We start from the raw sequence: 25792 nt of genomic DNA, 5'->3' as shown, positions 1-25792 counted from the left end.
TGGCCACGCCGCGGCGGGTGTTTCATGCGGGGTAGAGGTGGGGGCCGCCGGCGGAGGGGGAGTGCCGCCGGCGGCCCTGTCTCAGGTGCGGCGCCGTTCGTAGATGGGGCCGCCGCTCGCGGCCGGGTCCAGGGGCCGGAGTCGGTAGATGCTCATGCAGTCCGGGCAGGAGTAGAGGATTCCGCCTGGGCCGGAGCCGGTCTCGATCAGGGCGATCAGGGTGGGCCGGTCAGTAAGGCCTTGGTGCCAGTGGCACCACCGTTCGGCGGTCACGCTTGCTGCCGGTGCTGGTGGTGGACCAGGAGCCAGTGGCAGTCGCGGGCGAGTGCGTCCACCTGGATGTGGGCGGCGAGTGGCCCCTTGCCGAGTCCCTGCTTCACCTGGTGGTGGATGTTGTCGAGTCGGGCGCGGGCGGTGTACCACGTGATGCTGCCGCGCCAGAGCCGGTCGGCCGCGGCCTCTGCGTCGGGGAGCAGCAGCTCGATGTGCCCGCGCAGGCGGGCTTCCAGGTCGGTCAACTCGTCCATGACGAGTCGGCCGGTGCCGGTTCGTAAGGCTCGGTCGATGGTCGCTTGGATGGTGGCTTCGTCGATGGGGACGGGGGCGTCTGGCGCGGCCGTGCCCTCGGGCGGTTCGTTCATTGCGGCAGTACTCACGATGCGCGCCTTCGTGTCGTCTCGGCGCCCGCTCCACCCCTTGTGCTCTTCAGGGGCGAACCGAGCCGTCAACAGCCGCTCGCGGGGAGTGACCGATACCCAGACAACTCCCTTGCCTGACACCCTGGTTAGGGCGTTGAGCCGCTCACCTGACGGCCTGACCTAGGGCGATTTAGCCGTTCCTTTACCTGGCAGGTGGAGAGTGCGCGGGCTACCGTGCCCGCATGGACGCGATCCGCAATACCGTCCTTGAGGCGTGGATGACCGAGCACGGATACAGCTCCAACAGCCTGGCCGACGCGGTGAACAGGGCTGTTGAAGAGCTGACGGGACACCTAGGCGGGCTCGACGGGTCATCGATCCGGGCTTGGAAAGCGGGCCGGGTTTCCTGGCCGAAGTCGGCAACACGTACCGCACTTGAGGACGTCACCGGATTACCCGCCGTCGCTTTGGGGTTCGTGCCACGGGGCCGACCTGCACCCGCCCCAGCGTCACCGCAGCAAGAGGAGCCCGATATGAAGCGCCGTACCCTCGTCGGCGGCATCGCAGCGGCGGCCGGCGCAGCAGCCGCACCAGGAACCGCGTCACCGCGTCGAATCGGCATGAGCGACGTCAACCGACTGAACAAGCGCTTCGCCGAGATCGTCGCCAGTGACCACCGACACGGTGGGCAACTCGGCATCGAACAGCGGGCCGCCGCGCTAGCAGACGAGGCGCTCAACCTCCAGAACGCGGGCAGCGCCACACAGCGGGTACGGAGCAGTCTCTACGCCTCCGGGGCGGCATTCCGCTCGTCTGCGATGTGGGCCGCCATCGACGGCCGGCGCTACGACGTCGCGAAGGCGCACATGCGCGAGGCCCAGGCCCTCGCGGAGATGTCAGGGGACCAGGCGATCAAGTTCCGCATCTGGAGTCACGCGGGCACCATGTATCGCCACATGGGGCGCCCTGCCGATGGGGGCGCCGCCAACGACGTCGCCCGCAACCTCCACCTCACACGCCGTGACCCACTGTTCGCATCCCTCGGCCTGGCCCGCCAAGGTGCCATCCACGGCACGGCGCAGAATCGGAGCGGTGCCCACCGTGCGTTCGAGCAGGCGCAGGACGCAATGCTGCGCGCCGATCCTGCCGACCACCGGCCAGTATGGTTGCTTGCTTTCTACGACCAGGCCGAACTGGACTCCCTGGCTCTCTCCGCATACTTGGCGCTCGGCGACTACCCGACCGCCGAGTATCACGCTCACCGCTGCCTGTCCTCGCTCCGGCCCCACATGGTCAGGTCCCGGGCGATCGCGACGACCCGTCTCGCTCACGCCCTGCTCGCGCAGGGCGCCGCCGACGCTGCTACGGCCGCCGCGATGAAGGTTCCCGCGGACGCTGCCACTCGCCATGCCCGGGTGTCCCGCATGCTCCAGGAGTTCGGGGCCGCGCTCCGCGCCACCGCACCGCGCAGCACCGCCGTTCAGACCTGGACCGAGCACACCACAACCTGGAGCACTGCCGCATGACCATGGCACCCGCCACCGACCTGCGCACGTTCACCAACCTGGACACCGCCCGCGGCGACCTGCTCGACGTGTACGCCGAGGTGCGTGCCCCACTGCTCCACCTGCCGAACTACGCCGTCACCGCGTTCGGCGAGCGCATCGACCGGCACGCTACCGAGGCTGGATTCACAGCCGTCCTCGCGTACGCGGACGGGCATCCGGTCGGCTACGCGTACGGCAACACCATCGAGCACGGCGACCGGTACTGGCAGCGCACCAGTCCGACGCCGGCGGAGAAGTACACCGAGCACCCGGCCGTGGCTCTTAAGGAGATCGGCGTCCGACCGACCTGGCGCAAGACCGGAACGGCCCGCCGCATCCACGACGCCCTCCTCGCCCCACGCGAAGAGCGGTTCGTCACGCTCATGGTCAACCCGTCCGCCGGGGAAGGAAAGGTCCGCGCGCTCTACGAGTCCTGGGGGTACGAGGACATCGGGCACAGCCAGCCATCACCAGCCTCGCCTCTGCTGACCGTGATGATCCGCGCCAACCGTTGACCACCACGGAAGTTGCGCATGTTCCACCACTACGCACCCACACCTCCAACCGCACAGGCCCAGGAACGCACTGGTCAGACGCTCGAAACTGCGTGAGCGATGCGTGAGCGGACGACAGAGCACCAGCCGTCACGAGCAGGGGCAAACGACCTGCCGGATGGTGCTGACCTGCAAGGACAGCACCATCCTGCACGCACGAACACCCTCGATCACCGGGTCCCGTCCCGCTCCCCGGGCCCCGCTCACCCCGAAGCCGTCACCCGTTCGGCCGAGTCCGCCGGCCGGGCCCCGGTGCCCCGCCGGGCGGCTGGGACCACCAGGGGGGTCCCGGTCTCGGGGTCGTCGATCACCTGGCAGGGCAGCCGGAAGACCTCCTCCACCAGCTCCGCCGTCACGATCTCCCGCGGCTCGCCCTCCGCGACCACCCGGCCGTCCCGCATCGCGATCAGATGGGTCGCGTACCGGGCCGCCTGGTTCAGGTCGTGCAGCACGGCCACCAGGGTGCGGCCCTGCTCCTCGTGGAGCCGGGCGCACAGGTCGAGCACCTCGATCTGGTGGGCGATGTCGAGATAGGTCGTCGGCTCGTCCAGCAGCAGCAGCGGCGTCTGCTGGGCGAGCGCCATGGCGATCCACACCCGCTGCCGCTGCCCGCCGGAGAGCTCGTCGACCAGCCGGTCGGCCAGGTCCGCGACCCCGGTCGACGCCATGGACTCGGTGACGATCCGCTCGTCCTCCTTCGACCACTGGCGCAGCAGCCCCTGGTGGGGGTAGCGCCCCCGGGACACCAGGTCGGCGACGGTGATCCCGTCCGGGGCGATGGACGACTGCGGCAGCAGGCCCAGGGTCTGCGCCACCTTGCGCGCCGGGGTCCGGGAGATGTCCTGCCCGTCCAGCAGCACGGTGCCCGAGGCCGGCTTCAGCATCCGCGACAGGGCCCGCAGCAGGGTGGACTTGCCGCAGGCGTTCGGCCCGACGACGACGGTGAAGGAGTCGTCCGGTACCGCGACCGTCAGGTCCTGGGTGATCGTCCGCCGCTCGTAGGCGAGGGTCAGCCCGCTGCCGCTCAGCCGCGTTCCGGCGCCGTCCATGGTCCGCTCTCCGTTCTCGCCCGTGCCCGTGTCGCTCGTCCGTGGCCCGCTCATATCCGGCCCGCCCTGCGCTCGGTGGCGAGCAGCCACACCAGGTATCCGCCGCCCAGCACACCGGTCACCACACCCACCGGCAGCTGGTGCCCGGCGAAGATCCGCTGGGCGATCCAGTCCGCGCCGACCAGCAGCGCGGCCCCCATGCACAGCGAGGGCACCAGGTTCGGGCCCGGGGCCCGGGTCAGCCGGCGGGCCAGCTGGGGTGCGGTGAGGGCGACGAAGGCGACCGGTCCGGCGGCGGAGGCCGCGACGGCCGCCAGCACCACCGCGGCACCCAGCAGGGACAGCCGGACCGCCTCCACCGGGACCCCCAGGGCCGCCGCGGCGTCGTCGCCCATCTCCAGCATCCGCAGCGCCCGTCCGCAGCCGAGGACGACCAGCGGCACCAGAACCGCCATGGTCACCAGGAGCGGGCCGGCGTTGTCCCAGTCGCGGCCGTCGAGGCTCCCGGTGAGCCACAGCACGGCCCGCGCCGCGTCCTCGATCCTGGCCCGGGTCAGCAGATAGCCGTTGACGCCGGTGAGGATGGACGCGACCCCGATCCCGACCAGGATGAGCCGGTATCCGTGGAGGCCCCGCTGCCAGGCGAGGGCGTAGATGGCGGCGCCGGTGACCACGCCTCCGGCCACCGCCCCGCCGGCGAGTGCCAGGCTGCCGCCGCCGAAGAGGACGACCGCGGCGAGCGCGCCGGTGGCCGCGCCCTGGGTGAACCCGAGCACGTCGGGGCTGCCCAGCGGATTGCGGACCAGGGACTGGAAGACCGCTCCCGCCAGCGCCAGCGCGCCGCCCACCAGGAGGGCGGTGACCACCCGGGGCAGCCGCACCTCGTTGACGATGAAGTCGTCCGCGGGGGCGCCGTTCCCGGCCAGGGTCTGCAGTACCTGGCCCGGGCCCATCGGGTAGTCGCCGCTGCCGATCGCCAGGACGCCGAGGCCCAGGGCCAGCAGGGCGCACACCGTGCCCATGAGCAGCGCCCGGGGGCGGTAGCGCAGCGAGACGCCGTCCGAGATTCGCAGGACGCTCATGCCCGTGCCACCTTCCGCCGCCGGACGAAGTAGAGGAAGAGCGGGCCGCCCAGCACCGTGGTGACCATGCCCACCTGGAGCTCGCTGGGCCGCGCGGCGACCCGCCCCAGCACGTCCGCGCCGAGCAGCAGCACCGGTGCGAGCACCGCGCAGTAGGGGAGCAGCCAGCGCAGGTCGGGGCCGGTCAGGGCGCGCACCATGTGCGGCACCATCAGCCCGACGAAGACGATCGGCCCGCAGGCCGCGGTGGCCGCTCCGCACAGCACGGTGACGGCGACGATGGCGCCCACCCGGATCCGGGCGGGGCGCGAGCCGAGCGCGCGGGCCGAATCGTCGCCCAGCGCCAGGGCGTTGAGCGGCCGGGCGAGGGCCAGCGACAGCAACAGGCCCGCCAGGACGAACGGCGCCACCTTCACCACGGTCCCGGCGTGGGCGTCGGCGAGCGAGCCCACCGTCCAGAAGCGCATGCGCTCCAGGGATGCCGAATCGAGCAGCATCACCGCGCTCACATACGAGTAGAGGGTGGCGTTGAGCGCCGCGCCGGCCAGCGCCAGTCGGGCCGGGGTCGCCCCCCGGCCCCCGCCGACCGCGTACAGCAGGACGGAGACGGCGGCGGCGCCGAGGAAGGCGAACCAGATGTATCCGTCGAACGTGCCCACGCCCAGCAGGGCGATCGCCGAGGCGACGGCCGCGGAGGAGCCGGCGTTGATGCCCATCAGACCGGGGTCGGCGAGCGGGTTGCGGGTCAGCGCCTGCATCACTCCGCCGGCCAGGCCGAGCGCGGCCCCGGCCAGCAGGCCCATCGCGGTGCGCGGAAGCCGCATGTCGTGCACGACGGCGTAATCGGGAGAGTGCGGATCGAAGAGGGCATTCCAGACCTCTCCGAGCGACAGTGGCTTGGAGCCGATCGCGATGCTCAGGGCCAGGACGGCGAGCAGGATCAACAGGGAACCGAGGAGGCCGGCGGCGCGCACCGACCGGCGTCCGCCGGGCGGGCGGGTGCGCGGCGGCGGCTCGGCCGTCGAATCCCCGGCAGCCGGCGGTGACTTGGTGAAGGACACGTACGGGCTCCGGTACGGGCCGTTCCGGTTGGGGGCCGGTCGGCCTATCGATATGAACTTAGGCTAGGTTAACCTAACCGGCGTTCGGCCTTCCGGGCCCCTACCGCACGAGAGAAAGACTCTGCCATGTCGCACCCCCGTGGAACCACCTCTCTGTCCCGCCGTGGGCTGCTCGCAGCGGGCGGCGCCGTCGGGCTCGGCGCGCTGGTCGCCGCCTGCGGCGAGGGCGGTTCGGCCTCGTCCCAGGGCGGAGACAAGGGCGGTGCCTGGTCGTTCACCGACGACCGTAACAAGAAGGTCTCCGCCAAGAGCACCCCCAAGCGCATCGTCGCCTTCACCGGAACCGCCGCCGCGCTGCACGACTTCGGGCTCGACGAGGAGCTCGTCGGCGTCTTCGGCGAGACCAAGCTGAAGAACGGCAAGCCCGACCCGCAGGCGGGCGACCTCGATGTCGACCAGGTGAAGATCCTCGGAAACGTCTGGGGCGAGTTCAACATCGAGAAGTACGCGGCGCTGCGCCCCGAGCTGCTCGTCACGCACATGTACGACCCGGGGGCCCTCTGGTACGTCCCGGCGGAGAGCCAGAAGAAGATCCTCAAGCTGGCCCCCAGCGTCGCCATCACCACCGCCCGGGTCCCGCTGCCGGAGCCGATCCGCCGCTACGCGAAGCTCGCCGAGTCCCTGGGCGCCGACCTCAAGGCCAAGAAGGTCACCGACGCCAAGGCCCGGTTCGAGGCGGCGGCCGAGCGGCTGCGCAAGGCGGCCAAGGCGGCCGGCGGCCTCAAGGTCATGGCCGCCTCCGGCAGCGCCGACCTGTTCTACGTCTCGAACCCGAAGCTCAACACCGACCTCATGTACTTCCGTGAGCTCGGCATCGACTTCGTCGTCCCGGAAAAGCTCGACAAGGGCGGCTACTTCGAGAGCCTGAGCTGGGAGAACGCCGACAAGTACGACGCGGACCTGATCCTGCTCGACAACCGCACCAGCGCGCTGCAGCCCAAGGCCCTGGAGTCCAAGCCCTCCTGGTCCAAGCTGCCCGCGGTGAAGGAGGACCAGGTCGCCTCCTGGAACGCCGTCCCCCGCTTCTCCTGGGCCGGCTCCGCGCCGCTCCTGGAGGACCTGGCCAAGGCCGTCGAGGGCGCCAAGAAGGTCCGCTGACCCCCACCACCCGGGAGGAGTTCCCGCATGACCACTGCCACCGCCACCGCCGCCCCGTTCCGCTTCTTCGACGCGTATGTGCTGCGGAGCGAACGCCTCGGACCGTCCATGGTCCGGGTCACCTTCGGCGGTGAACCGTTGCGGGACTTCGCCGGAGGCGGCCGGGACCAGAGCTTCTCGCTCTTCCTGCCGCACCCCGGGCAGCTCGCCCCGGTGGTCCCCACCGGGGCGGGCGACGGCTGGTTCGCCGAGTGGCGGGCCATGGACCCCGCGGTCCGGGCCGTCATGCGCTCCTACACCGTGCGGGAGCACCGCCGTGAATCCGGCGAGGTGGACGTCGACTTCGCGCTGCACGGCGACCTCGGGCCGGCCTCCCGCTGGGCGGGCCGCGCCCGGCCCGGTGACCCGGTGGTGCTGCTCGGTCCGGCCGTCGAGGACAACAAGAGCGTCGGGTTCCGGCCGCCCGCCGGGACCGACTGGGTGCTGCTGGCGGCCGACGAGACCGCGCTGCCGGCCGTCGCCGGCATCCTGGCCTGGCTGCCCCCGGGCGTCCGGGCCGCGGTGTGGATCGAGGTCCCGCACGCCGAGGACATCCAGCGGCTGTCCACCCTGGCCGACACGGAGATCACCTGGCTGGTCCGCCGCGGCCCGTCCGGCTCCGACCGCCCGTTGCTCGACGCGGTGCGGGAGGCGGCGCTGCCCGACGGTGTCCCGTACGCCTGGATCGCGGGCGAGTCCGGGACCGTCCGGGCGCTCCGCCGCCACCTCGTGGGGGAGCGCGGCTTCGACCGCCGGCAGGTCACCTTCAGCGGCTACTGGCGTCGGGGTACCTCCGAGGAGGCCCTGCTGGCGGAGGCGCTGTCCGGGGCGGCCGCCGAACGCTGAGACCGGGCCCGGGCGGGCCCCGGGCCCGGTGCACGACCCTCGGGCCTGCCGGCCCGGGGCGGCACGGCCTCCGGTGTCCGCCGCGGCGGACACCGGACGGGCCGGTTTCCTCCGGGAGTTGGGCGGAGGGGGCCGGAGAGGAAGGGGACCGGGCTCGCAAGGGTCCGGTCCATAGGTGTGCGCCATGGACGGAGCACCCGGTTCCGGGGGTGGGCCCCTGTGCCCGACGGCCGGCGTGCGGGCCCGTCCGGCCTCGCCGTCCAGGGCTTGGGCGCCCCCCGATTCGAAGTTGAATTTAGGTTAGGCTAACCTAAGTCATCGCAGGTCGGGTGATCTTTCCGGCCGCGCCCGCAACTGGGAGGACAGACAGTGAGTTTCCACGAGCACCCCGGCGACGCACCCGCGACGGGAGGCGTGTCCGGGACGGCGGACAGCAGGTCCCACCTGCTGAACCACCGCACCGCGGAGCAGTACCGGACCGCGGTGGCCGACGGGGTCGACCGCGTCGCCGCCAAACTCACCGGGGTGCGCGGACCGTTCACGGGGATCTCGCCCGAGCAGCTCGCTCCGACCGTCGACGCGATCGACCTCGACCGGCCCCTGGGCGACGCGGCCGCCGCCCTCGACGAGCTGGAGAGCGTCTACCTGCGGGACGCGGTGTACTTCCACCACCCCCGCTACCTGGCTCACCTCAACTGCCCGGTGGTCATCCCGGCCGTCGTCGGCGAAGCCGTCCTCTCGGCCGTCAACTCCTCGCTCGACACCTGGGACCAGAGCGCCGGCGGAACGCTGATGGAGCGCCGTCTGATCGACTGGACCGCCGAGCGCATCGGCCTCGGCCGGGCCGCGGACGGCATCTTCACCAGCGGCGGCAGCCAGTCCAACCTCCAGGCGATGCTGCTCGCCCGCGACGAGGCCTGCCGGATCGTCCAGAAGAACTCCGAAACGGAACTCCGCAAGCCGGAGATCCTCCCCAAGCTGCGCATCCTGGCCTCCGAGGTCAGCCACTTCAGCATCACCAAGTCCGCGACCCTCCTCGGCCTCGGCGCGGACGCGGTCGTCACCGTGCCCTGCGACCGGGACAAGCGGATGAGCGCCGTCGCCCTGGCCCGCGAGCTGGAGCGCTGCCGCCGCGAGGACCTCGTGGTCATGGCCGTCGTCGCCACCGCCGGAACCACCGACTTCGGCAGCATCGACCCGCTCCCCGAGATCGCCGACCTGTGCGAGCGGGAAGGCACCTGGATGCACGTCGACGCGGCCTACGGCTGCGGGCTGCTGGTCTCCAAGCGGCGCCACCTCCTCGACGGCATCGAGCGCGCCGACTCCGTGACCGTCGACTACCACAAGTCGTTCTTCCAGCCGGTCAGCTCCAGCGCCGTCCTCGTGCGCGACGAGCGGACGCTGGGCCATGTCACCTACTACGCCGACTACCTCAACCCGGAGCGGATGGCCAGGAAGCGCATCCCCAACCAGGTCGACAAGTCGATCCAGACCACCCGCCGCTTCGACGCGCTCAAGCTCTGGATGACGCTCCGCATCATGGGCGCAGACGCCCTCGGCGAGCTCTTCGACGAGGTGGTGGACCGGGCCGCCGACGGCTGGAAGCTGCTCGACGACGACCCCCGCTTCGAGGTCGTCACCGAACCGCAGCTCAGCACCCTGGTCTTCCGCTACCTGCCGCCGTCCGGCGCGACCCCCGAGCTCACCGACCGGGTCAACCTGCACGCCCGCGAGGCGCTGTTCGCCTCCGGTGACGCGATCGTCGCCGGAACGGTCGTCGACGGCAGCCACTACCTGAAGTTCACCCTGCTCAACCCGGAGACCTCGCTCGACGACATCGCCCACGTCCTGGACCTCATCGCCGAGCACGCCGGCCGGTACCTGGCGGAACACGCCACCCCGGAACTGAGCCACCGCCGCGCCGGCTGAACCCCCTTCCTCACCGAAATCCCCCCAGCACGGGAGACGCTGTGTCCACCCCGCACGACTTCATCGCCATCGGCCTCGGCCCCTTCAACCTCGGCCTGGCCTGCCTCACCGAGCCCATCGACGAGCTCGACGGAGTGTTCCTGGAGAGCAAGCCGGACTTCGACTGGCACTCCGGCATGCTGCTGGAGACCAGTACCCTCCAGACCCCGTTCATGTCCGACCTGGTCACCCTGGCCGACCCCACCTCGCCGTACTCCTTCCTGAACTACCTCAAGGAGTCCGGCCACCTCTACTCGTTCTACATCCGGGAGAACTTCTATCCCCTGCGGAGCGAGTACAACGACTACTGCCGGTGGGCCGCCGCCCGGCTGAGCAGCGTCCGGTTCAGCCACACGGTCACCAGCGTCGAGTACGACGCGGCCGACGAGGTCTACGTCGTCCACGCCGACGACCTCGCCGCCGGTGAGCGCCGCACCTTCCGCGCCGAGCGCCTCGTGCTGGGCACCGGGACCCCGCCCTACGTCCCCGAGTCCTGCCGCGGCCTCGGCGGCGACCTGATCCACAACTCCCGCTACCTGGACAGCAAGGACACCCTGCAGTCCAAGGACAGCATCACCATCGTGGGCAGCGGCCAGAGCGCGGCCGAGATCTACTACGACCTGCTCCAGGACATCGACGCCCACGGCTACGAGCTGACCTGGGTCACCCGGTCCCCGCGCTTCTTCCCGCTGGAGTACACCAAGCTCACGCTGGAGATGACGTCGCCCGAGTACGTCGACTACTACCACGCGCTGCCCGAGACCACCCGCGACCGGCTGGTGACCTCGCAGAAGAACCTCTACAAGGGCATCAACTCCGAGCTGATCGACGAGATCTTCGACCTGCTCTACATCAAGAACCGCCGCGGCCCCTGCCCCACCCGGCTGCTCACCAACACCGCCCTGACCGGCACCACGTACGACGAGGCCGCCGGCGCCTACACCCTGGGCCTGCGCCAGGAGGAGCAGGGCACGGACTTCGCCCTCACCACCCAGGGCCTGGTCCTCGCCACCGGCTACCGCTACGAGGTGCCTCGGTTCCTGGCCCCGGTCACCGACCGCATCGCCTGGGACGCCCAGGGCCGCTACGACGTGGCCCGCAACCACAGCATCGACCACGGCGGGAACGGCATCTTCCTGCAGAACGCCGCCGCCCACACGCACAGCATCACGGCACCCGACCTGGGCATGGGCGCCTACCGCAACTCCGCCATCATCCGCGAGATGCTCGGCCGCGAGGTCTACCCGGTCGAGAAGCGGATCGCCTTCCAGGAGTTCGGCGTGCCCGCCGGCGCGAAGGAGGCCGAGACCGTATGAGCACCACCGCCACCGTCTTCACCCGCACCGACGCAGGGCTCGGCGAGTTCGCGCTGCGCCCGGTCGACCCGGCCGCCGACGCCGCCCTGCTGCACCGCTGGGTGACCCACCCCAAGTCCGCGTACTGGCTGATGCAGGAACTCGGACAGACCGAGGTCGAGCACGAGTACCGCGAGATCGACGCCCACCCGCACCACGAGGCCTTCATCGGGCTGCACAACGGCACCCCGGCGTTCCTGGTCGAGCGCTACGACCCGGCCCACGTCGAGCTGGTAGGCCTCTACCCGGCACAGGACGGCGACGTCGGCATGCACTTCCTGTGCGCGCCCACCGACACCCCCGTGCACGGCTTCACCCGGGCGGTCATCACCACCGTCATGGAGCTGCTGTTCGCCGACCAGGCGACCCGCCGCGTCGTGGTCGAGCCCGATGTGCGCAACACCGCGGTCCACGCGCTCAACGCGGTCGTCGGCTTCGAACCGGTCGAGACCGTCGCGAAGCCGGAGAAGGACGCGCTGCTGAGCATATGCACGCGCGAGCAGTACCTCGCCGCCACCCGCACCCCGGCGTCCGCCGCGCAGTCCAGGAGCAGCAGCATGACCACCACCCCGGCCGAACCCGGCGACGCCGTCGCCCACCTCACCCCGCGGCACTGGGACCGGGCCAACCGGCTCCTCGTCCGGAAGGGCCTCGCCGAGTTCTCGCACGAGCGCCTCTTCACCCCCGAGCGCCGGCCCGACGGCCGCTACACCGTCAGCAGCGACGACGGCACCACCACCTACGACTTCGCGGCCCGGCTGCTCTCCCTCGACCACTGGCAGATCGACGCCGACAGCATCGTCCGGCGCCGCGGCGACCACGAACTCCCGCTCGACGCCCTGGAGTTCTTCATCGAGCTGCGGGGCGCGCTCGGCCTGAGCGACCGGATCCTCCCCGTCTACCTGGAGGAGATCAGCTCCACCCTCTCCGGCACCGCGTTCAAACTGGCCGGCCACAAGGCCAGTGCCGGCGAGCTGGCCCGCGCCGACTTCCAGAGCATCGAGACCGGCATGACCGAGGGCCACCCGTGCTTCGTGGCCAACAACGGCCGTCTCGGCTTCGACATCGCCGAATACCGCGCGTACGCCCCCGAGGCCGCCACCCCTGTCCGGCTGATCTGGCTGGCCGCCCGGCGAGACCGCTCCACCTTCACCGCCTCCGCCGACCTCGACCACGACGGGCTGCTGCGCGACGAGCTCGGCGAGGCCACCCTCGGCCGGTTCGCCGCCACCCTCGCCGACCTCGGGCTCGACCGCGCCGACTACCACCTCATCCCGGTGCACCCCTGGCAGTGGTGGAACAAGCTGTCGGTGACCTTCGCCGCCGAACTCGCCCGCCGCAACCTGGTGTGCCTCGGCCACGGCGACGACACCTACCTGGCCCAGCAGTCGATCCGCACCTTCTTCAACACCACCGACCCGACGAAGCACTACGTGAAGACGGCCCTCTCCGTCCTCAACATGGGCTTCATGCGCGGCCTGTCCGCCTCCTACATGGAGGCCACGCCGGCCATCAACGACTGGCTGGCCGACCTCATCGCCCAGGACGAGGTACTCACCTCGGTGCGCTTCTCGATCATCCGCGAGCGGGCCGCCATCGGCTACCACCACGAGCAGTACGAGGCCGCCGCCCCCAAGGGCTCCCCGTACCTCAAGATGCTCGCCGCCCTCTGGCGGGAGAGCCCCGTGGCCGGGCTGGAGCCGGGCAACCGGCTGGCCACCATGGCCTCCCTGCTGCACACCGACTACGACGGCGCGTCGTTCGCCGGCGCCCTCATCGAGCGGTCCGGCCTCGAGCCCCGCGACTGGCTGCGCCGCTACCTCGATGCGTACCTCACCCCGGTGCTGCACTGCTTCTACGCCTACGACCTGGTGTTCATGCCGCACGGCGAGAACGTCATCCTGGTCCTGGACGAGCAGGGCGTCCCGCAGCGCGCCGTCTTCAAGGACATCGCCGAGGAGATCGCGGTCATGGACCCGGACGCGGCGCTGCCGCCCGCGGTCCAGCGCATCCGCGCCGAGGTGCCCGAGGACCTGAAGCTGCTGTCCATCTTCACGGACGTCTTCGACTGCTTCCTGCGGTTCCTCAACGGCATCCTCAGCTCGGAGGGGACCCTCGACGAGGACGCGTTCTGGTCGACCGTCGCCGAGTGCGTCGCCGACTACCAGAAGACGGTCCCGCACCTGGCGGACCGGTTCCAGCAGTACGACCTGTTCGCCGAGCGGTTCTCGCTCTCCTGCCTGAACCGCCTCCAGCTGCGCAACAACGAGCAGATGGTCGACCTCCAGGACCCCGCCGGAGCCCTCCAGCTCGCCGGCACCCTGGAGAACCCGATCGCCCGCTTCGCCCCGCGCGCCTGACCATCAGGGCCGGCCGGTGTCCCACGCGGGCACCGGCCGGCCCGGGTTCTCCCGCCCGGACCGGACGGGCCCCCTCGGCGGCACCAGGCCGTCCATGGGCCCGCCGGACCCGAACGGAGAACCCAGCCGCCCCCCACCCCAACCGGAGCCCGCTTTGTCCGTCGTGGCCGCCGACGTCACCACCCCCGGCAGGGACGTGAGGCCCCCGACCCGCTGGCTGATCCTCGCCGGCGTCTGTCTCGCCCAGCTCACCGTGCTGCTCGACAACACCATCCTCAGCGTCGCCATCCCCTCCCTCAGCGGGGAACTCGGCGCGACCACGGCCGACATCCAGTGGATGATCAACGCGTACTCGCTGGTCCAGTCGGGTCTGCTGCTCACCGCCGGCAACGCCGCCGACCGGTACGGCCGCAAGCGCATGCTGATCGCCGGACTCGTCCTCTTCGGACTCGGCTCGGCCGCCGCCTCGTTCGCCCAGAACCCGGGCCAGCTCATCGCCGCGCGGGCCGGGATGGGCATCGGCGGCGCACTGCTGATGACCACCACCCTCGCCGTCGTCGTGCAGACCTTCGACGACTCCGAGCGCCCCAAGGCCATCGGGATCTGGAGCACCGTCAACTCGCTCGGCTTCGCCGCCGGGCCGCTGATCGGCGGCTCGATCCTCGCCCACTTCTGGTGGGGCGCCATCTTCCTCATCAACGTGCCGGTGGTCCTCATCGGCCTCGTCGCCGCCGTCCGGCTGCTCCCGGAGTCCAAGGGGCCGACGACCGGCCCGCCCGACCTCCTCGGCGCGCTGCTGTCCACCATCGGCATGGTCGGGGTGGTCTTCGCGATCATCTCCGGCCCGGACGAGGGCTGGCTCTCCGGCCCGGTGCTGATCTCCGCGGCGATCGGGCTGACCGCCTTCACCGCGTTCACCGTCTGGGAGCTCCGCGTCCCGCACCCCATGCTGGACATGCACTTCTTCCGCAACCGCCGGTTCATCGGCGCCCTGGCCGGCGGCATCCTCGTCGCCTTCGGCATGGGCGGCTCGCTGTTCCTGCTCACCCAGCACCTCCAGTTCGTGCTCGGCTACGGCCCGCTGGACGCCGGTCTGCGGACCTCGCCGCTCGCCCTCACGGTCGTCGCCCTCAACTTCACCGGCCTCGGCCCCCGGGTGCTGGCCCGGCTCGGCACGCCGTTCACCATCGCCGTCGGCATGTCCACCCTGGCCGGCGGCCTGGCCGCGGTCGCCGTCCTCGGCGCCCACGGCTACGGCGGCATGCTCACCGGACTGATCCTGATGGGGGTGGGCGTGGCCCTGGCGATGCCCACCATGGCCAACGCGGTCATGTCGGCGATCCCGCCCCGGAAGGCGGGTGTCGGCGCCGGCATCAACGGCACCCTGGCGGAGTTCGGCAACGGCCTGGGCGTCGCGGTGCTCGGCGCCGTCCTCAACTTCCGCTTCGCCGCCCTGCTCCCCGCCGCCGTCGTAGGCGCGGGCTCCCTCCCCGCGGCCCTGGCCGCGGCCGGCTCCGACCCGTCCGACCGCGCCGCTGTGGCGGACGCCTTCGCCTCCGGACTGGAGACCAGCCAGCTCTTCGGCGCGGCCGCGGTGCTGCTCGGCGGCTGGGTCGCGGCCTTCCTGCTGCGCAAGGCGGAACCGGACCGGGCGCCCGCGGCAGCGGAGTGACGGTGGGCAGGGGCGCCCGTCCACCAGGGTGACCCGCCATGACGACGGCCGGGGGCTCTCTGCCCCCGGCCGTCGTCATGGCGGGCAGGCACCGCGCCGACTATCCGTAGCGACAGGCCGCGCCGCACCCCTTGACAGCGACCTTCCCCTGCTGGATTACTGGCCCCACGCGCACGCTAACCGAATGTTCGGTCGGTTCACTGGGTGGTGGCACGGATGGCAGACGTCCCCGGGGCATCGGGGCCCGCGCAGGCGATCTTCGCTGACGACCGGGCCGCCCGCGGCCTGGGCATCGAACTGATCGAGGCCGGCCCCGGCCGGGCCGCCCTGCGAATGAGCGTCACCGAGCACATGGCGAACGGCCACGGCACCGCCCACGGCGGATACGTCTTCCTGCTGGCCGACACCGCCTTCGCCGTGGCCTGCAACAGCCACGGCCCCGCCACCGTCGCCGCCGGGGCGGACATCACCTTCGTCGCCCCGGCCCGGGTGGGCGACGTGCTCCTGGCGACCGCCGAGGAGCGCACCCGCTACGGCCGCAACGGCCTCTACGACGTCACCGTGCTCCGCGGCGACGAGGTGATCGCGGAGTTCCGGGGGCGCAGCCGGAGCGTCCGAGAGGCGAGTGTCCGAGAGGCGGAGGAGGCGCGATGAGCAGCGCGGACACGGGCCCGGGTGCCCAGGACCGGAGACTGGGCGAGGCACTCCCGGAGGAGTTGCTGGACGCCGGGGAGCGGATGACGTCCGCGGAACTCGCCGCGTACCAACTCGACCGGCTCCGGGCCACCCTGCGCCACGCGTACAACCATGTCGAGCTCTACCGGAAGAAGTTCGACGCGGCCGGCGTCGGCCCCGGCGACTGCCGCTCGCTCGCCGACCTCGCCCGCTTCCCGTTCACCACCAAGGCCGACCTGCGCGACACCTACCCGTTCGGCATGTTCGCCGTCCCGATGCCCGAGGTCCGCCGGATCCATGCCTCCAGCGGCACGACCGGCCGCCCCACCGTCGTCGGCTACACCGAGCGGGACATCGCCATGTGGGCCGACGTCGTGGCCCGTTCGCTGCGCGCCGCCGGCGGCCGGCCCGGCCACAAGGTGCACATCTCCTACGGATACGGCCTGTTCACCGGCGGGCTCGGCGCCCACTACGGCGCCGAGCGGGCCGGCTGCACCGTCATCCCGGCCTCCGGCGGCATGACGGCCCGGCAGGTGCAGATCATCCAGGACTTCCGGCCCGAGATCATCATGGTCACCCCCTCCTACATGCTCACCCTTCTCGACGAGTTCGAACGGCAGGGCATCGACCCGCGGTCCACCTCCCTCCGCGTCGGCATCTTCGGCGCGGAACCCTGGACGGAGGAGATGCGCCGGGAGATCGAGGAGCGCCTGGACCTGCACGCCGTCGACATATACGGCCTGTCCGAGGTCATCGGCCCGGGCGTCGCCCAGGAGTGCGTGGAGACCAAGGACGGTCTGCACGTCTGGGAGGACCACTTCTACCCCGAGGTGGTCGACCCGCTGGCCGACGAGCCGGGGCCGGACGGGGTGATGGCGCAGGGCGAGAGCGGCGAGCTGGTCTTCACCTCGCTCACCAAGGAGGCCATGCCGGTCATCCGCTACCGCACCCGCGACCTCACCAGGCTGCTGCCCGGCACCGCCCGCCCCGCCTTCCGCCGCATCGAGAAGATCACGGGCCGCTGCGACGACATGATCATTCTGCGCGGGGTGAATGTCTTCCCCACCCAGATCGAGGAGATCGTGCTGCGCACCCCCGGCGTCGCCCCGCACTTCCAGCTCCACCTGACCCGCCGGGGCCACCGGGACGAGATGACGGTGCGTATCGAGGCCCGCCCGGGCGCCGGCGCCGACCAGCGGCAGGCCGCCGCCGCGGCGATCACCCAAGCGGTCAAGGCGGGCGTGGGCGTCACCGTCGAGGTCGAGGTCGTGGACCCCGAAACCCTGGAGCGCTCGGTCGGCAAGATCCGTCGCATCGTCGACGCGCGGGGGAAGTGAGGGGCGGAGCCGGCCCGGCGTCCGTGGAGTGACGGCTCACGGCCGTGGACGGGGCTGCGACGCGCGGAGTTCCGTCCCCCGGGCCGACGCCGCACGGCCGTCCGCGGCCCGCTGCCGCTCTGTGGGGAGGCGTCCGTGGAGCTCGGACGCAAAAGCAAAGGCAAGGAGGTCATGCGCCCCTTGCCACTCTCAAGGTATAGCGCACCAGGGGGCTTGCGGCAAGGCCCCGGTCGTGCTGCAGAATCTCCGCTCGAAGGCCAGTACCTGCGGAAATCCGGGATTTACGACGTACCTGCGCATGCGCCGGTGTGGGGTTCTCGTGGGACGTCGAACTGCCGGTGGGACGCGCGGTGCGTTCGCGGGACCCGGCGTGGAGGCGCGGGTGTGCGCCGCCGGAGTGCGCGGAGCGGCTGGCCGAACATCGCTCTCGGAACGGGGACATGGATGATTGACGTGATCGTGGTCGGCGGCGGGCCGACCGGACTGATGCTGGCCTGCGAGTTGCGGCTGCACGGCGTGCACGTGGTCGTGCTGGAGAAGCTGACCGAGCCGACCGGGCAGTCCCGGGGGCGCGGCCTGCATGCGCGCAGCGTCGAGATGATGGACCAGCGCGGCATCCTGGACCGGTTCCTCGCGGTCAGTGAGAAGTTCCAGGTCGGCGGGCTCTTCGGCGGCATCGTCAAGCCGTGGCCGGACCGGCTGGACACCGCTCACCCCTATGGCCTGGCCACCCCGCAGCCGGTCACCGAGCGGCTGCTGACCGAGCGGGCCCTGGAACTCGGCGTCGAGATCCGGCGCGGCTGCGACGTGATCGGACTGAGCCAGGACGAGCACGGGGTGACCGTCGAGCCGGCGGGCGGGGACACCGCCCCAGAGGGCGCAGCCGGGGGCTCTTCCGACAGCGGGACCCCGGCCGCCGGGGGAGCGGGAGGGGGTGGCACGCGCCTGCGCTCGCGCTACCTCGTGGGCTGCGACGGCGGCCGCAGCACGGTGCGCAAGCAGCTCGGAGTCCCGTTCCCCGGCGAGCCCGCCAAGGTCGAGACGTTGCTGGGCGACATGGAGGTGACCGAGGATCGGGCGACCGTCGACGCCGTCGTCGCGGAGGTCCGCAAGACCCAACTGCGGTTCGGAGCCATCCCCGACGTCGACGGGAACGAGGGGCTGTACCGCATCATCGTGCCCGCCGACGGGGTGACCGAGGACCGTGCGGCCGCGCCGAGTCTCGAGGAGTTCAGGCAGCAGCTGCGTGCCGTGAGCGGAACCGACTTCGGCGTCCACTCGCCCCGCTGGCTGTCCCGGTTCGGCGACGCCACCCGGCAGGCCGAGCGTTACCGGGTCGGCCGGGTGCTGCTGGCGGGCGACGCGGCGCACATCCATCCGCCGACCGGCGGGCAGGGGCTCAACCTCGGTATCCAGGACGCGTTCAACCTCGGCTGGAAGCTGGCCGCCGCGGTGGACGGCTGGGCCCCGGAAGGACTGCTGGACAGCTACCACACCGAACGGCACCCGGTGGGCGCCGCCGTGCTGGACAACACCCGTGCGCAGATCACCCTGCTCGGCACCGATCCGGGGGCGACGGCACTGCGGGAGCTGTTCACGCGGCTGATGGACATCGAGGAAGTGAACCGGCAGGTGACCGAAATGATCACCGCCGTCGGCGTCCGCTACGACGTCGGCGAGGGTCACGAGATCGGCGAGGGCCACGAAAACGGAGAGGGCCACGAACTGCTCGGCCGCCGGATGCGGGACCTCCAACTGAAGCAGGGCCGCCTCTACGAGCTGATGCACCAGGGCCGCGGACTGCTCCTCGACCGGACCGGCGGGCTCTCGGCGGCGGGCTGGGCGGACCGGGTCGACCACGTCGTCGACACCACCGAGGAACTGGACGTACCCGCGGTGCTGCTGCGGCCGGACGGCCATGTGGCGTGGGTCGGTGACGACCAGCAGAGTCTGCACCGCCGGATGACCACCTGGTTCGGCGCGCCTGCTGCCTGAGCGCAACAACGGGTGTCCGGCGGCTCGTCCTGCACCCATACACGCTGCTCCGTACGGCGGTCCTCGACGGGGTGGGGTATGACGGTTCAGGCCGCCGCCGGTGTTGCCTTCACCCTCGTCCGCTCGTCGGCGGCGGGGCCTGGATGCTGTGACCAAGGGGGCGGGATGAGAGAGATGACGGACGGGGCGTTCGAACTCCTGTCAATCGCTGGGGAGATCGCACGCTCCCGCAGCGCGCAGCAGTGCTCGACGAAGGACTTGGCCCTCGCGGCAGTCGTCTACCGGAGGATGCTGGTCGAGCGGAGGATCGACATCGACGGCATCGAGCCGGACAGCGGATCACCGGAGATGCTGCCGATGGCGCCGCTGCTGGAGGAGCGCCTGGTGGGTCAGGTCGCGGCAACACTCGACGTCGGCGAACTCATCGACTTGGCCGCGCAGCACAACCCTGATCTGGCCGAGTACCTCAGGTGACGGGTCTACAGCTGGAGAGTTGATGGCCCGACCCCGGTGGTGTCCGGCCACGAAGCCCACGACGAACTGCCGGGGAATATCCGGCAGGTCCACGCCGCCGGGATGTGCGGCTCAACCTGAACGGACGCCCTCCTCAAGGTTGAGGGCGTCCATATCGGCCGCACGCCGGCCCGTCGGCTTCACGGCAGGCTTACCCTGGTCACGATCTCCTGTGGCTCGCGGTCTTCCGCTATGCACTGGAGGGCTTCTCGCACGGCGAGGGCGCCGAGCCGGACAAAGCCGCGCTCGCAGGAGTCGACCCAGTGCCAGGTGAGAGATCGCACGATGACCAGGGAACTCACTGTCGCGCTCCGGCGCGCTTGGGGGCCGTCGGTCTGCTCGCCGGCCAGTTCCTGCATCACGCCCTGGGTGAGTGCCTCTTCGAATTCGGCATTCGGTTCCGGCCGCGCCGTGCAGGCGAACTCACACGACGACTCCGTCCCCTCCGGGGCCGGTTCGAAGTCCAACTCCACCCTGCCGAAAGTCGGCGAACAACCGCCGAGCATCTGGCGGGAGTACACCTTCACTCCCCGTACCGGGCGCGCGAGTCCAACGGTTCGTGAGTCAGCCATGACGGACAGCGTACGAGTGCCGAAGTCTCAGTGCCTGCGGATTACCGGCCGGCCGCAGCTGCACATCAGGTGTCGGCATCCGCCGGACCGGTTCAGTTCCAGCGGCGTCGCCCGGCACATGACCAGCGAACAGGACGGCTTCGTTCCCCCCGACGCGCTGGTCGACCACGTCGATGGCTGCGGCGACGGTGTCCATGCCCCGGACCGCTCCCAGCCCATGCTGCCGATGGTCCCCGGCGTTCCCGAACGCCGCAGCCACGACTGCATCCATGCTGCCGCGAGCACCCCCACCTTCTCAGGCAGGGCAGCCGTGTGCGGACCGCAGTCGATGCTTACCCGTGGGTAACTTAGCGTACAGTGCTGCATCCGCGGGCAGTTGGCCCGCGGGTGGCTGTCTGGAGGACAGGCAGTCACCGCACGGCAAACGGGCTGCTCCCCCCACGTCGTAGCCCGTGCAACGGAAAGGACCCGTCCTCATGGCCCCCCCACGTCGGCTCCGCGCCATACTGCTGCCGCTGGCTCTCCTCGCCTCCGGAATCACTCTGGGTACCGGAGCCGCAATGGCCGTACCGGAGGACAAGCCCTCCGAGACCGCGCCCCGCACCACCGAACAGCGCCCCACCTGGGCCATCGCCCACCGGGTGCTGACCACGGGCGGGGTGACCACGGCGCTCAAGAACGGTGCCAACGCCCTGGAGATGGACGCAACCGCCTGGCGCAAGGGCTGGTGGGCCGACCACGACGGCACTCTCACCAGCTACGGGGACACCATGTCCGCCATGTTCGACCAGGTGGCAAAGGAGCATGACGGCGGGCGTCAGGTCTCCTTCGTCTGGCTGGACATGAAGAATCCCGACTGGTGCGACAGCAACGACCCCGAGTGGCGCCACTGCTCCGTGGCCGGGCTGCGGGACCTGGCGCGCAAGAAGCTGGAGAGCAGGGGCATCCGGGTGCTCTACGGCTTCTACGGCACGGAGGGCGGCAGCGGCTGGAAGACCGCCCTCGGTGATCTGAACTCCAAGGAGGCGGTCAGCTACAGCGGCGACTACGCGCAGGTCCGGGACGGCTTCGCCGAACACGGGCCGAACGTCCCCGGCAACCAGCGCGTGATGGACAACGGCAAGTTCGACATGGCCTTGAAGTTCGACAGCATCCGGAAGGAGCTGGAGGCCGGCAGGAAGGCCCGGGACGCCGGAGAGCTCGGGCAGACCGTCGGGTGGACCGTGGGCAAGGGCGACGGGGAGCGTGCCGCCACCCTGCTCGACTCCTCCGGCGGGCGTGCCGCCGTGGACAGCCTGATCTACGGCAACCGGATGTCGTGCTACCCGGACGGCGTCAGCGGCCCGAAGGGCTGCGGCACGGACGACAGCGCGGTGCGGGAGCCGCTCTCGTACATCACGGACTACGTGAAGGCCCACCCGGACACCCGCCGGATGGCCACCCCTCGGGACATCCCCTTCGGCAGCTGACGTCCTGAGCTGCCTCGTCCGGCCCCGGTTCCGGTCGGCGCCATCGCCGCCCGGAACCGGGGACCGAGTCGTAGCACCGCACCGCTCCCCAATCCTCGTAGGCTGGCATTCAGGTCATGAATGGACCTATATGGCTCCTAACGTGGTCTCTGTCGACGGAAAAGACGAGGAAAGAGGGAGACCATGGCGGTCAACGAGCTGTTCAGCAACGACGCGGCCGAGGCGGCGGGGGTCACGGGCGAGCGCGCCGACCTGCTGGCGATGCTGGCGCAGCAGCGGTACTTCCTGCGCCTCACCACCAAGGATCTCTCCGACGAACAGGCCCGGCTGCGTCCCACGGCCAGCGAGCTCTGTCTGGGCGGCCTGATCAAGCACGTCACGTCGGTGGAGCGGCACTGGATCGGCTTCATCCTGGAAGGCCCGTCGGCCATGGGCGACGTCACGGACATGACCGAGGAAGACCTCGCCAAGCGGGCCGACGAGTTCCGGCTGCTCCCCGACGAGACGTTGGCCGGCGTACTCGCCGACTACGCCGAGGTGGCCCGCCGCACCGACGAGCTGGTGGCCACCGTGCCCGACCTGAACGCGAGCCAGCCGCTGCCGAAGGCACCGTGGTTCGAGCCCGGCGCGCAGTGGTCGGTCCGCCGGGTGGTGATGCACATCTGCACGGAGACCGCTCAGCACTCCGGCCACGCCGACATCATCCGCGAGACCATGGACGGGTCCAAGAGCATGGGCTGAGCCGTGGCGTGGAGGGCGGGGCGCTGCCATGCGCCCCGCCCTCCATGTCAACCGCGGAGCGGTAGGCGGCCAGGAACCCGGTGGGCATTTTGTGCTGGACACTTCGCACGGTTGGGGTATCTGGGAGGCCCGCGCCATGGCCTGGTCCCCCCAGCCGCAGGAGGTAAAGCTCAGGGAAGCGCGCTCTGGGCTCAGGAGCTCACGAGTCAGGGCTGCGTCAATGTCCCCGGTCGGATGAATGCCGTCTCGGCCCTGAGCCGCCCTCCAGCGGTGCCGCTGATGACCGTGCAATCATCTCGTGCGCTTGGCACGTTCGCGCTCTGTGTTGCTGATGATGCTCTCTGCGCCGTGGATGTGGTGTAGGAGCTTGTTGAGTACGTCAGCACGTGCGGACTCGATGAGGTGGATTGTGGTGGGAGTGTTGCCTGCGTGAGTTCCGGTGGGGACCCAGAATGTTTTGTGGCTGTGGTCGCGGATGATCATCTGGCAGGTGCGGATCACCCAGTTCATCGCCACCGTGATCTCATGGCGGTGGAGTTGGTCCCATTCCGCAGCATCGTTCCGGTCAGGTTGGCGTGTCATCGATCAATCCCCAGCCCGGGCCGTGTTCGGATGATCTGGAATGTGTGCCGTCGCGCACAGGCCCGGAAGTCGTGGGAGCCGCCATTCCTGGGAGCATCTACCGGGTTCGGTGCGGCTCACAGCGGCTGAGCGCGAGGAGGGCACGGCGGTGAGCGCATCTGGGGGGATGGTGAACTCGGCCCAGCACCGCTTCCCGGTCGAGGTCGGTTCCACGGCGTATCGAGTGGCCATCGCCATGACGATGAGCAGTCCACGGCCGTTCTCATCGGCGGCCGTCGGGCATCGCCGCTTGGGGAGATCGGGGCTGGAGTCGCACACGTCGATCCGCACCGTGTCGCCCTGAAGCCGGACAGCGACTGAGACCGGCTCGGCGTATGAGTGTTTGACGGCGTTGGTGATGAGTTCGCTCGCTGCCAGTTCGATCGTGTGGAGCACGTCGCTGCCCGGTCGCAGCCCCCATTCGCATAAGTCGGCGAGGACCTGTCGCCGAGCGCTTGCGACGGCGGAAGCTGTACCGGGGAGGGTGAAGGTGCAGTGATGCGATTCCATGTGCGTCTCCAAGGTGAAGTGGGTCCACTCCACGAAACGGCTCCCGGCTGCTGCGCGGTCGATGCCTGCCGGAGCCGGGCATGACTTATGCAGGATCTGCATCGTCACGAATCTCCGCTGCCCTACGCTCCGTTGAAGAAGCCATATGGGTGCCGGCAGGAGGGGCCGTGGCAAGCATGATCGAGGCGCATGACCAAGGAAGACGGCTCGGTGACCTCATCCGTGGTGCCCGAGTCCTCCAGAAGCGCTCGCAGGCGAACGTTGCCGCAGCCCTGGGCTACCACCAGTCCAAGGTGAGCCGGTTGGAGAATGGGCGAGGGACTGAGGACGCCCGGTTGCTGCGCGCCGTAGCAGCGGAACTCGACATCCCGCTGTGCCGTCTCGGCCTCCTCCCCACGTCCCATCGCCCTGCTGATCGTGACGCCCACCACGAGGCGGAGGATATGCACCGCCGCACTTTTCTCGCTGGGAGCATCGCTTCTGTCACTGCACCCTCGGCGCCGGTCGCGGGCCGTCCGGATTTGGTCCGTGCCCTGCTACCCGGACCGTCACCTGATCCAACGGGCGGGGAACCAAGCGCGCAGGAATTGAACAAGCGAGTATCCGCTGTGCGCCGCTTGTTCTGTACCTGTGACTACGCTGAACTGGGATACGCCTTGCCTCCGCTCATCGCGGACTTGCGGGCAGCAGCAAGCTCGTGGGAGACGGACACGGTCACTGGCTTGCTGGCCACCGTGTACCAGACCTCGGCGAGCCTCCTGCTCAAGCTCGGCGACAGTGGCAGTGCGTGGATGGCTGTCGGTCGGGCCATGGCAGAGGCCGAGAGGTCCGGCGATCCTGTTGTACTGGCCTCCAGCGTGCGTGTGCATGCCCACGCTCTCGCCCGGGAGAAGCATCCCAACCAGGCGGTCGCACTCGTCCGGCACACCGCTGACCAGCTCAGCGGCTCCTATGACCGCCGAACCCCCGAGTACCTGGCAGCCCTCGGACTCATGCTGCTACGCGGTGTCACGGCCGCGAGCAGTGGAGGGGACCGCGCGGCCACGCATGACTTCCTGAACGAAGCGAACGATATCGCTCGCTACGTGGCGCTCGACCACGCCGACGTCTGGGCCAACTTCAGTCCGACCAACGTCGCGCTGCACGCTGTCAGTGCCGCCGTCGTCCTCGGGGACGCGGGCCTCGCCTTGGAGACGGCCCGGCCGCTCATGCGGCGGCGGATCCCGGTCCCCGAACGTCGCGCGGCACTATGGATCGAGGCAGCCCGTGCCTACAGTCAGCAGGGCAGGCTGGCCGATGGCTACCGGGCGCTGCGCGTGGCCGGGAGCTGCGCCGCCCAGGACATCCGACGTCCCGCTGTTCGTAAACTCGTCGCCGACATGGCTGCGCGTGACCATCGCCGAACCCTGCCCGAACTCCACCACTTCAGCAGACAACTGGGAGTACCCGCTTGAGCGAGCGCAAGCGTCCGTTCCTGTACGTCGTTGTCTGTGCCGCAGGGATCGCGGACGACGTCGGCAAGCTGATTACGGCAGCCCAGCTGCAGGGTTGGGAGGTCGGCGTGATCTCCACCCCCCGCGGGCTGAACTTCATCGATGCAGAGGCCATCGAGGCACAGTGCGGCTATCCGATCCGTTCCGCCTGGCGCTCGCCAGGCGATGCGCGGCCCCTTCCTCCTCCGAGCGCGATCGCCGTCGCCCCCGCGACCTTCAACACGATCAACAAGTGGGCCGCCGGGATCGCCGACACCCTGGCCCTGGGCGTCCTGTGCGAGGCGTACGGCTTGCGCATCCCCACAGTCGTCCTGCCCTACCTGAACGCCGCCATGGCCGCACACCCCGCCTACCCCCGGAGCCTGGAACAACTGCGCGCCATGGGGGTCCTCGTCGGCAGCTACCAACCGCACCAGCCGAAGGCAGGCGGGGGACGTGAGACGTTCCGGTGGGAGCAGGCCGTCGAGCTCCTGAAGCCCGTTGTGGGGTGAGCGGCAGGAGGCGAGTATCTGTCCCCGGGCGCTCGTCGACGGTGCC

25 protein-coding genes and 1 pseudogene are annotated in these 25792 nt (G+C 70.5%); 17 read left to right on the top strand and 9 right to left on the bottom strand.

Annotated elements, in window-relative coordinates; all coding sequences use genetic code 11:
• Positions 1–81: 81 nt before the first annotated feature.
• On the bottom strand, positions 82–273 hold the full coding sequence (locus AC3EQ1_RS10700) for a hypothetical protein (RefSeq protein ID WP_432094079.1): 192 nt from the start codon (positions 271–273) through the stop codon (positions 82–84).
• Positions 270–656, bottom strand: coding sequence for a DUF6415 family natural product biosynthesis protein (locus tag AC3EQ1_RS10695; protein ID WP_432094078.1), 387 nt, complete (start codon positions 654–656; stop codon positions 270–272). The genes AC3EQ1_RS10700 and AC3EQ1_RS10695 overlap by 4 nt, the downstream gene beginning before the upstream one ends.
• 224 nt (positions 657–880) lie before the next feature.
• Here AC3EQ1_RS10695 and AC3EQ1_RS10690 point away from each other — a divergent pair, with 224 nt between their 5' ends.
• Positions 881–2164 (top strand): NsdA family TPR-like regulatory protein, encoded by a 1284-nt coding sequence (locus tag AC3EQ1_RS10690; protein ID WP_432094077.1) that lies wholly within the window; start codon positions 881–883, stop codon positions 2162–2164.
• A complete protein-coding gene (locus AC3EQ1_RS10685; RefSeq protein WP_432094076.1) occupies positions 2161–2700 on the top strand; it encodes a GNAT family N-acetyltransferase in 540 nt (179 codons plus the stop codon). The genes AC3EQ1_RS10690 and AC3EQ1_RS10685 overlap by 4 nt, the downstream gene beginning before the upstream one ends.
• Before the next feature lie 242 nt (positions 2701–2942).
• Here AC3EQ1_RS10685 and AC3EQ1_RS10680 read toward each other — a convergent pair whose 3' ends face one another.
• From AC3EQ1_RS10680 to AC3EQ1_RS10670, 3 genes are read right to left on the bottom strand one after another with little or no spacing between them, the layout of a single operon-like run.
• On the bottom strand, positions 2943–3788 hold the full coding sequence (locus tag AC3EQ1_RS10680) for an ABC transporter ATP-binding protein (protein ID WP_432094075.1): 846 nt from the start codon (positions 3786–3788) through the stop codon (positions 2943–2945).
• Positions 3789–3838: 50 nt separating this feature from the next.
• Entirely contained in the window at positions 3839–4870 is a 1032-nt protein-coding gene (locus tag AC3EQ1_RS10675) for a FecCD family ABC transporter permease (RefSeq protein ID WP_432094074.1), read from the bottom strand.
• Positions 4867–5931, bottom strand: a complete 1065-nt coding sequence (locus AC3EQ1_RS10670; protein WP_432094073.1) for a FecCD family ABC transporter permease — start codon at positions 5929–5931, stop codon at positions 4867–4869. Before AC3EQ1_RS10670 ends, AC3EQ1_RS10675 begins: the two co-directional genes overlap by 4 nt.
• Positions 5932–6057: 126 nt before the next feature.
• Between AC3EQ1_RS10670 and AC3EQ1_RS10665 the strand changes: the two genes are divergently transcribed.
• The 11 genes and pseudogenes from AC3EQ1_RS10665 to AC3EQ1_RS10615 all read left to right on the top strand — a co-directional run bounded on the left by AC3EQ1_RS10665 (position 6058) and on the right by AC3EQ1_RS10615 (position 19810).
• The gene (locus tag AC3EQ1_RS10665) at positions 6058–7089 is read left to right on the top strand and encodes an ABC transporter substrate-binding protein (protein ID WP_432094072.1); all 1032 of its coding nucleotides are present in this window, start codon (positions 6058–6060) and stop codon (positions 7087–7089) included.
• A 27-nt stretch (positions 7090–7116) separates the two neighbouring features.
• Positions 7117–7974: a siderophore-interacting protein gene (locus tag AC3EQ1_RS10660; protein WP_432094071.1), complete on the top strand. Its 858-nt coding sequence runs from the start codon at positions 7117–7119 to the stop codon at positions 7972–7974.
• Between the two features lie 369 nt (positions 7975–8343).
• Complete coding sequence (locus AC3EQ1_RS10655; protein ID WP_432094070.1) at positions 8344–9903, top strand: pyridoxal phosphate-dependent decarboxylase family protein; 1560 nt, start codon at positions 8344–8346, stop codon at positions 9901–9903.
• Positions 9904–9944: 41 nt separating this feature from the next.
• Positions 9945–11258, top strand: coding sequence for a lysine N(6)-hydroxylase/L-ornithine N(5)-oxygenase family protein (locus AC3EQ1_RS10650; RefSeq protein WP_432094069.1), 1314 nt, complete (start codon positions 9945–9947; stop codon positions 11256–11258).
• Positions 11255–11740, top strand: a pseudogene (locus AC3EQ1_RS10645) (GNAT family N-acetyltransferase); the annotation flags it as partial. The gene AC3EQ1_RS10650 and the pseudogene AC3EQ1_RS10645, both read left to right, overlap by 4 nt.
• A gap of 114 nt (positions 11741–11854) precedes the next feature.
• A complete protein-coding gene (locus AC3EQ1_RS10640; protein WP_432094119.1) occupies positions 11855–13657 on the top strand; it encodes an IucA/IucC family protein in 1803 nt (600 codons plus the stop codon).
• A 154-nt stretch (positions 13658–13811) separates the two neighbouring features.
• Complete coding sequence (locus tag AC3EQ1_RS10635; protein WP_432094068.1) at positions 13812–15329, top strand: MFS transporter; 1518 nt, start codon at positions 13812–13814, stop codon at positions 15327–15329.
• A gap of 216 nt (positions 15330–15545) precedes the next feature.
• Positions 15546–15983, top strand: coding sequence for a hydroxyphenylacetyl-CoA thioesterase PaaI (gene paaI, locus AC3EQ1_RS10630; protein WP_432094067.1), 438 nt, complete (start codon positions 15546–15548; stop codon positions 15981–15983).
• Positions 15980–17341 (top strand): phenylacetate--CoA ligase PaaK, encoded by a 1362-nt coding sequence (paaK, locus tag AC3EQ1_RS10625; protein WP_432094066.1) that lies wholly within the window; start codon positions 15980–15982, stop codon positions 17339–17341. Before paaI ends, paaK begins: the two co-directional genes overlap by 4 nt.
• A gap of 444 nt (positions 17342–17785) precedes the next feature.
• Positions 17786–19336, top strand: coding sequence for an FAD-dependent monooxygenase (locus AC3EQ1_RS10620; protein WP_432094065.1), 1551 nt, complete (start codon positions 17786–17788; stop codon positions 19334–19336).
• A 165-nt stretch (positions 19337–19501) separates the two neighbouring features.
• Positions 19502–19810, top strand: a complete 309-nt coding sequence (locus AC3EQ1_RS10615; protein ID WP_432094064.1) for a hypothetical protein — start codon at positions 19502–19504, stop codon at positions 19808–19810.
• A 179-nt stretch (positions 19811–19989) separates the two neighbouring features.
• Here the strand turns inward: AC3EQ1_RS10615 and AC3EQ1_RS10610 are convergent, their stop codons facing one another.
• Positions 19990–20421: a hypothetical protein gene (locus tag AC3EQ1_RS10610; RefSeq protein WP_432094063.1), complete on the bottom strand. Its 432-nt coding sequence runs from the start codon at positions 20419–20421 to the stop codon at positions 19990–19992.
• On the bottom strand, positions 20414–20617 hold the full coding sequence (locus tag AC3EQ1_RS10605) for a hypothetical protein (protein WP_432094062.1): 204 nt from the start codon (positions 20615–20617) through the stop codon (positions 20414–20416). The genes AC3EQ1_RS10610 and AC3EQ1_RS10605 overlap by 8 nt, the downstream gene beginning before the upstream one ends.
• 280 nt (positions 20618–20897) lie before the next feature.
• On the opposite strand from AC3EQ1_RS10605, the gene AC3EQ1_RS10600 reads away from it, so the two are divergent.
• Together AC3EQ1_RS10600 and AC3EQ1_RS10595 are read left to right on the top strand one after the other, a co-directional pair.
• Positions 20898–21890, top strand: a complete 993-nt coding sequence (locus AC3EQ1_RS10600) for a PI-PLC domain-containing protein (RefSeq protein ID WP_432094061.1) — start codon at positions 20898–20900, stop codon at positions 21888–21890.
• A gap of 183 nt (positions 21891–22073) precedes the next feature.
• Complete coding sequence (locus AC3EQ1_RS10595) at positions 22074–22631, top strand: DinB family protein (protein WP_432094060.1); 558 nt, start codon at positions 22074–22076, stop codon at positions 22629–22631.
• A gap of 291 nt (positions 22632–22922) precedes the next feature.
• On the opposite strand, the gene AC3EQ1_RS10590 is transcribed toward AC3EQ1_RS10595, so the two are convergent.
• Positions 22923–23213 (bottom strand): hypothetical protein, encoded by a 291-nt coding sequence (locus AC3EQ1_RS10590; RefSeq protein WP_432094059.1) that lies wholly within the window; start codon positions 23211–23213, stop codon positions 22923–22925.
• A gap of 3 nt (positions 23214–23216) precedes the next feature.
• On the bottom strand, positions 23217–23864 hold the full coding sequence (locus tag AC3EQ1_RS10585; RefSeq protein WP_432094118.1) for an ATP-binding protein: 648 nt from the start codon (positions 23862–23864) through the stop codon (positions 23217–23219).
• 74 nt (positions 23865–23938) lie between these two features.
• Between AC3EQ1_RS10585 and AC3EQ1_RS10580 the strand changes: the two genes are divergently transcribed.
• Both AC3EQ1_RS10580 and AC3EQ1_RS10575 read left to right on the top strand, forming a co-directional pair.
• Complete coding sequence (locus AC3EQ1_RS10580) at positions 23939–25216, top strand: helix-turn-helix domain-containing protein (protein WP_432094117.1); 1278 nt, start codon at positions 23939–23941, stop codon at positions 25214–25216.
• Complete coding sequence (locus AC3EQ1_RS10575; protein ID WP_432094058.1) at positions 25213–25746, top strand: flavoprotein; 534 nt, start codon at positions 25213–25215, stop codon at positions 25744–25746. Before AC3EQ1_RS10580 ends, AC3EQ1_RS10575 begins: the two co-directional genes overlap by 4 nt.
• Positions 25747–25792: the final 46 nt, after the last annotated feature.

The sequence above is a fragment of the Streptomyces sp. bgisy100 genome, from assembly GCF_057709105.1.
This window is presented reverse-complemented; position numbering and strand designations above follow the sequence as displayed.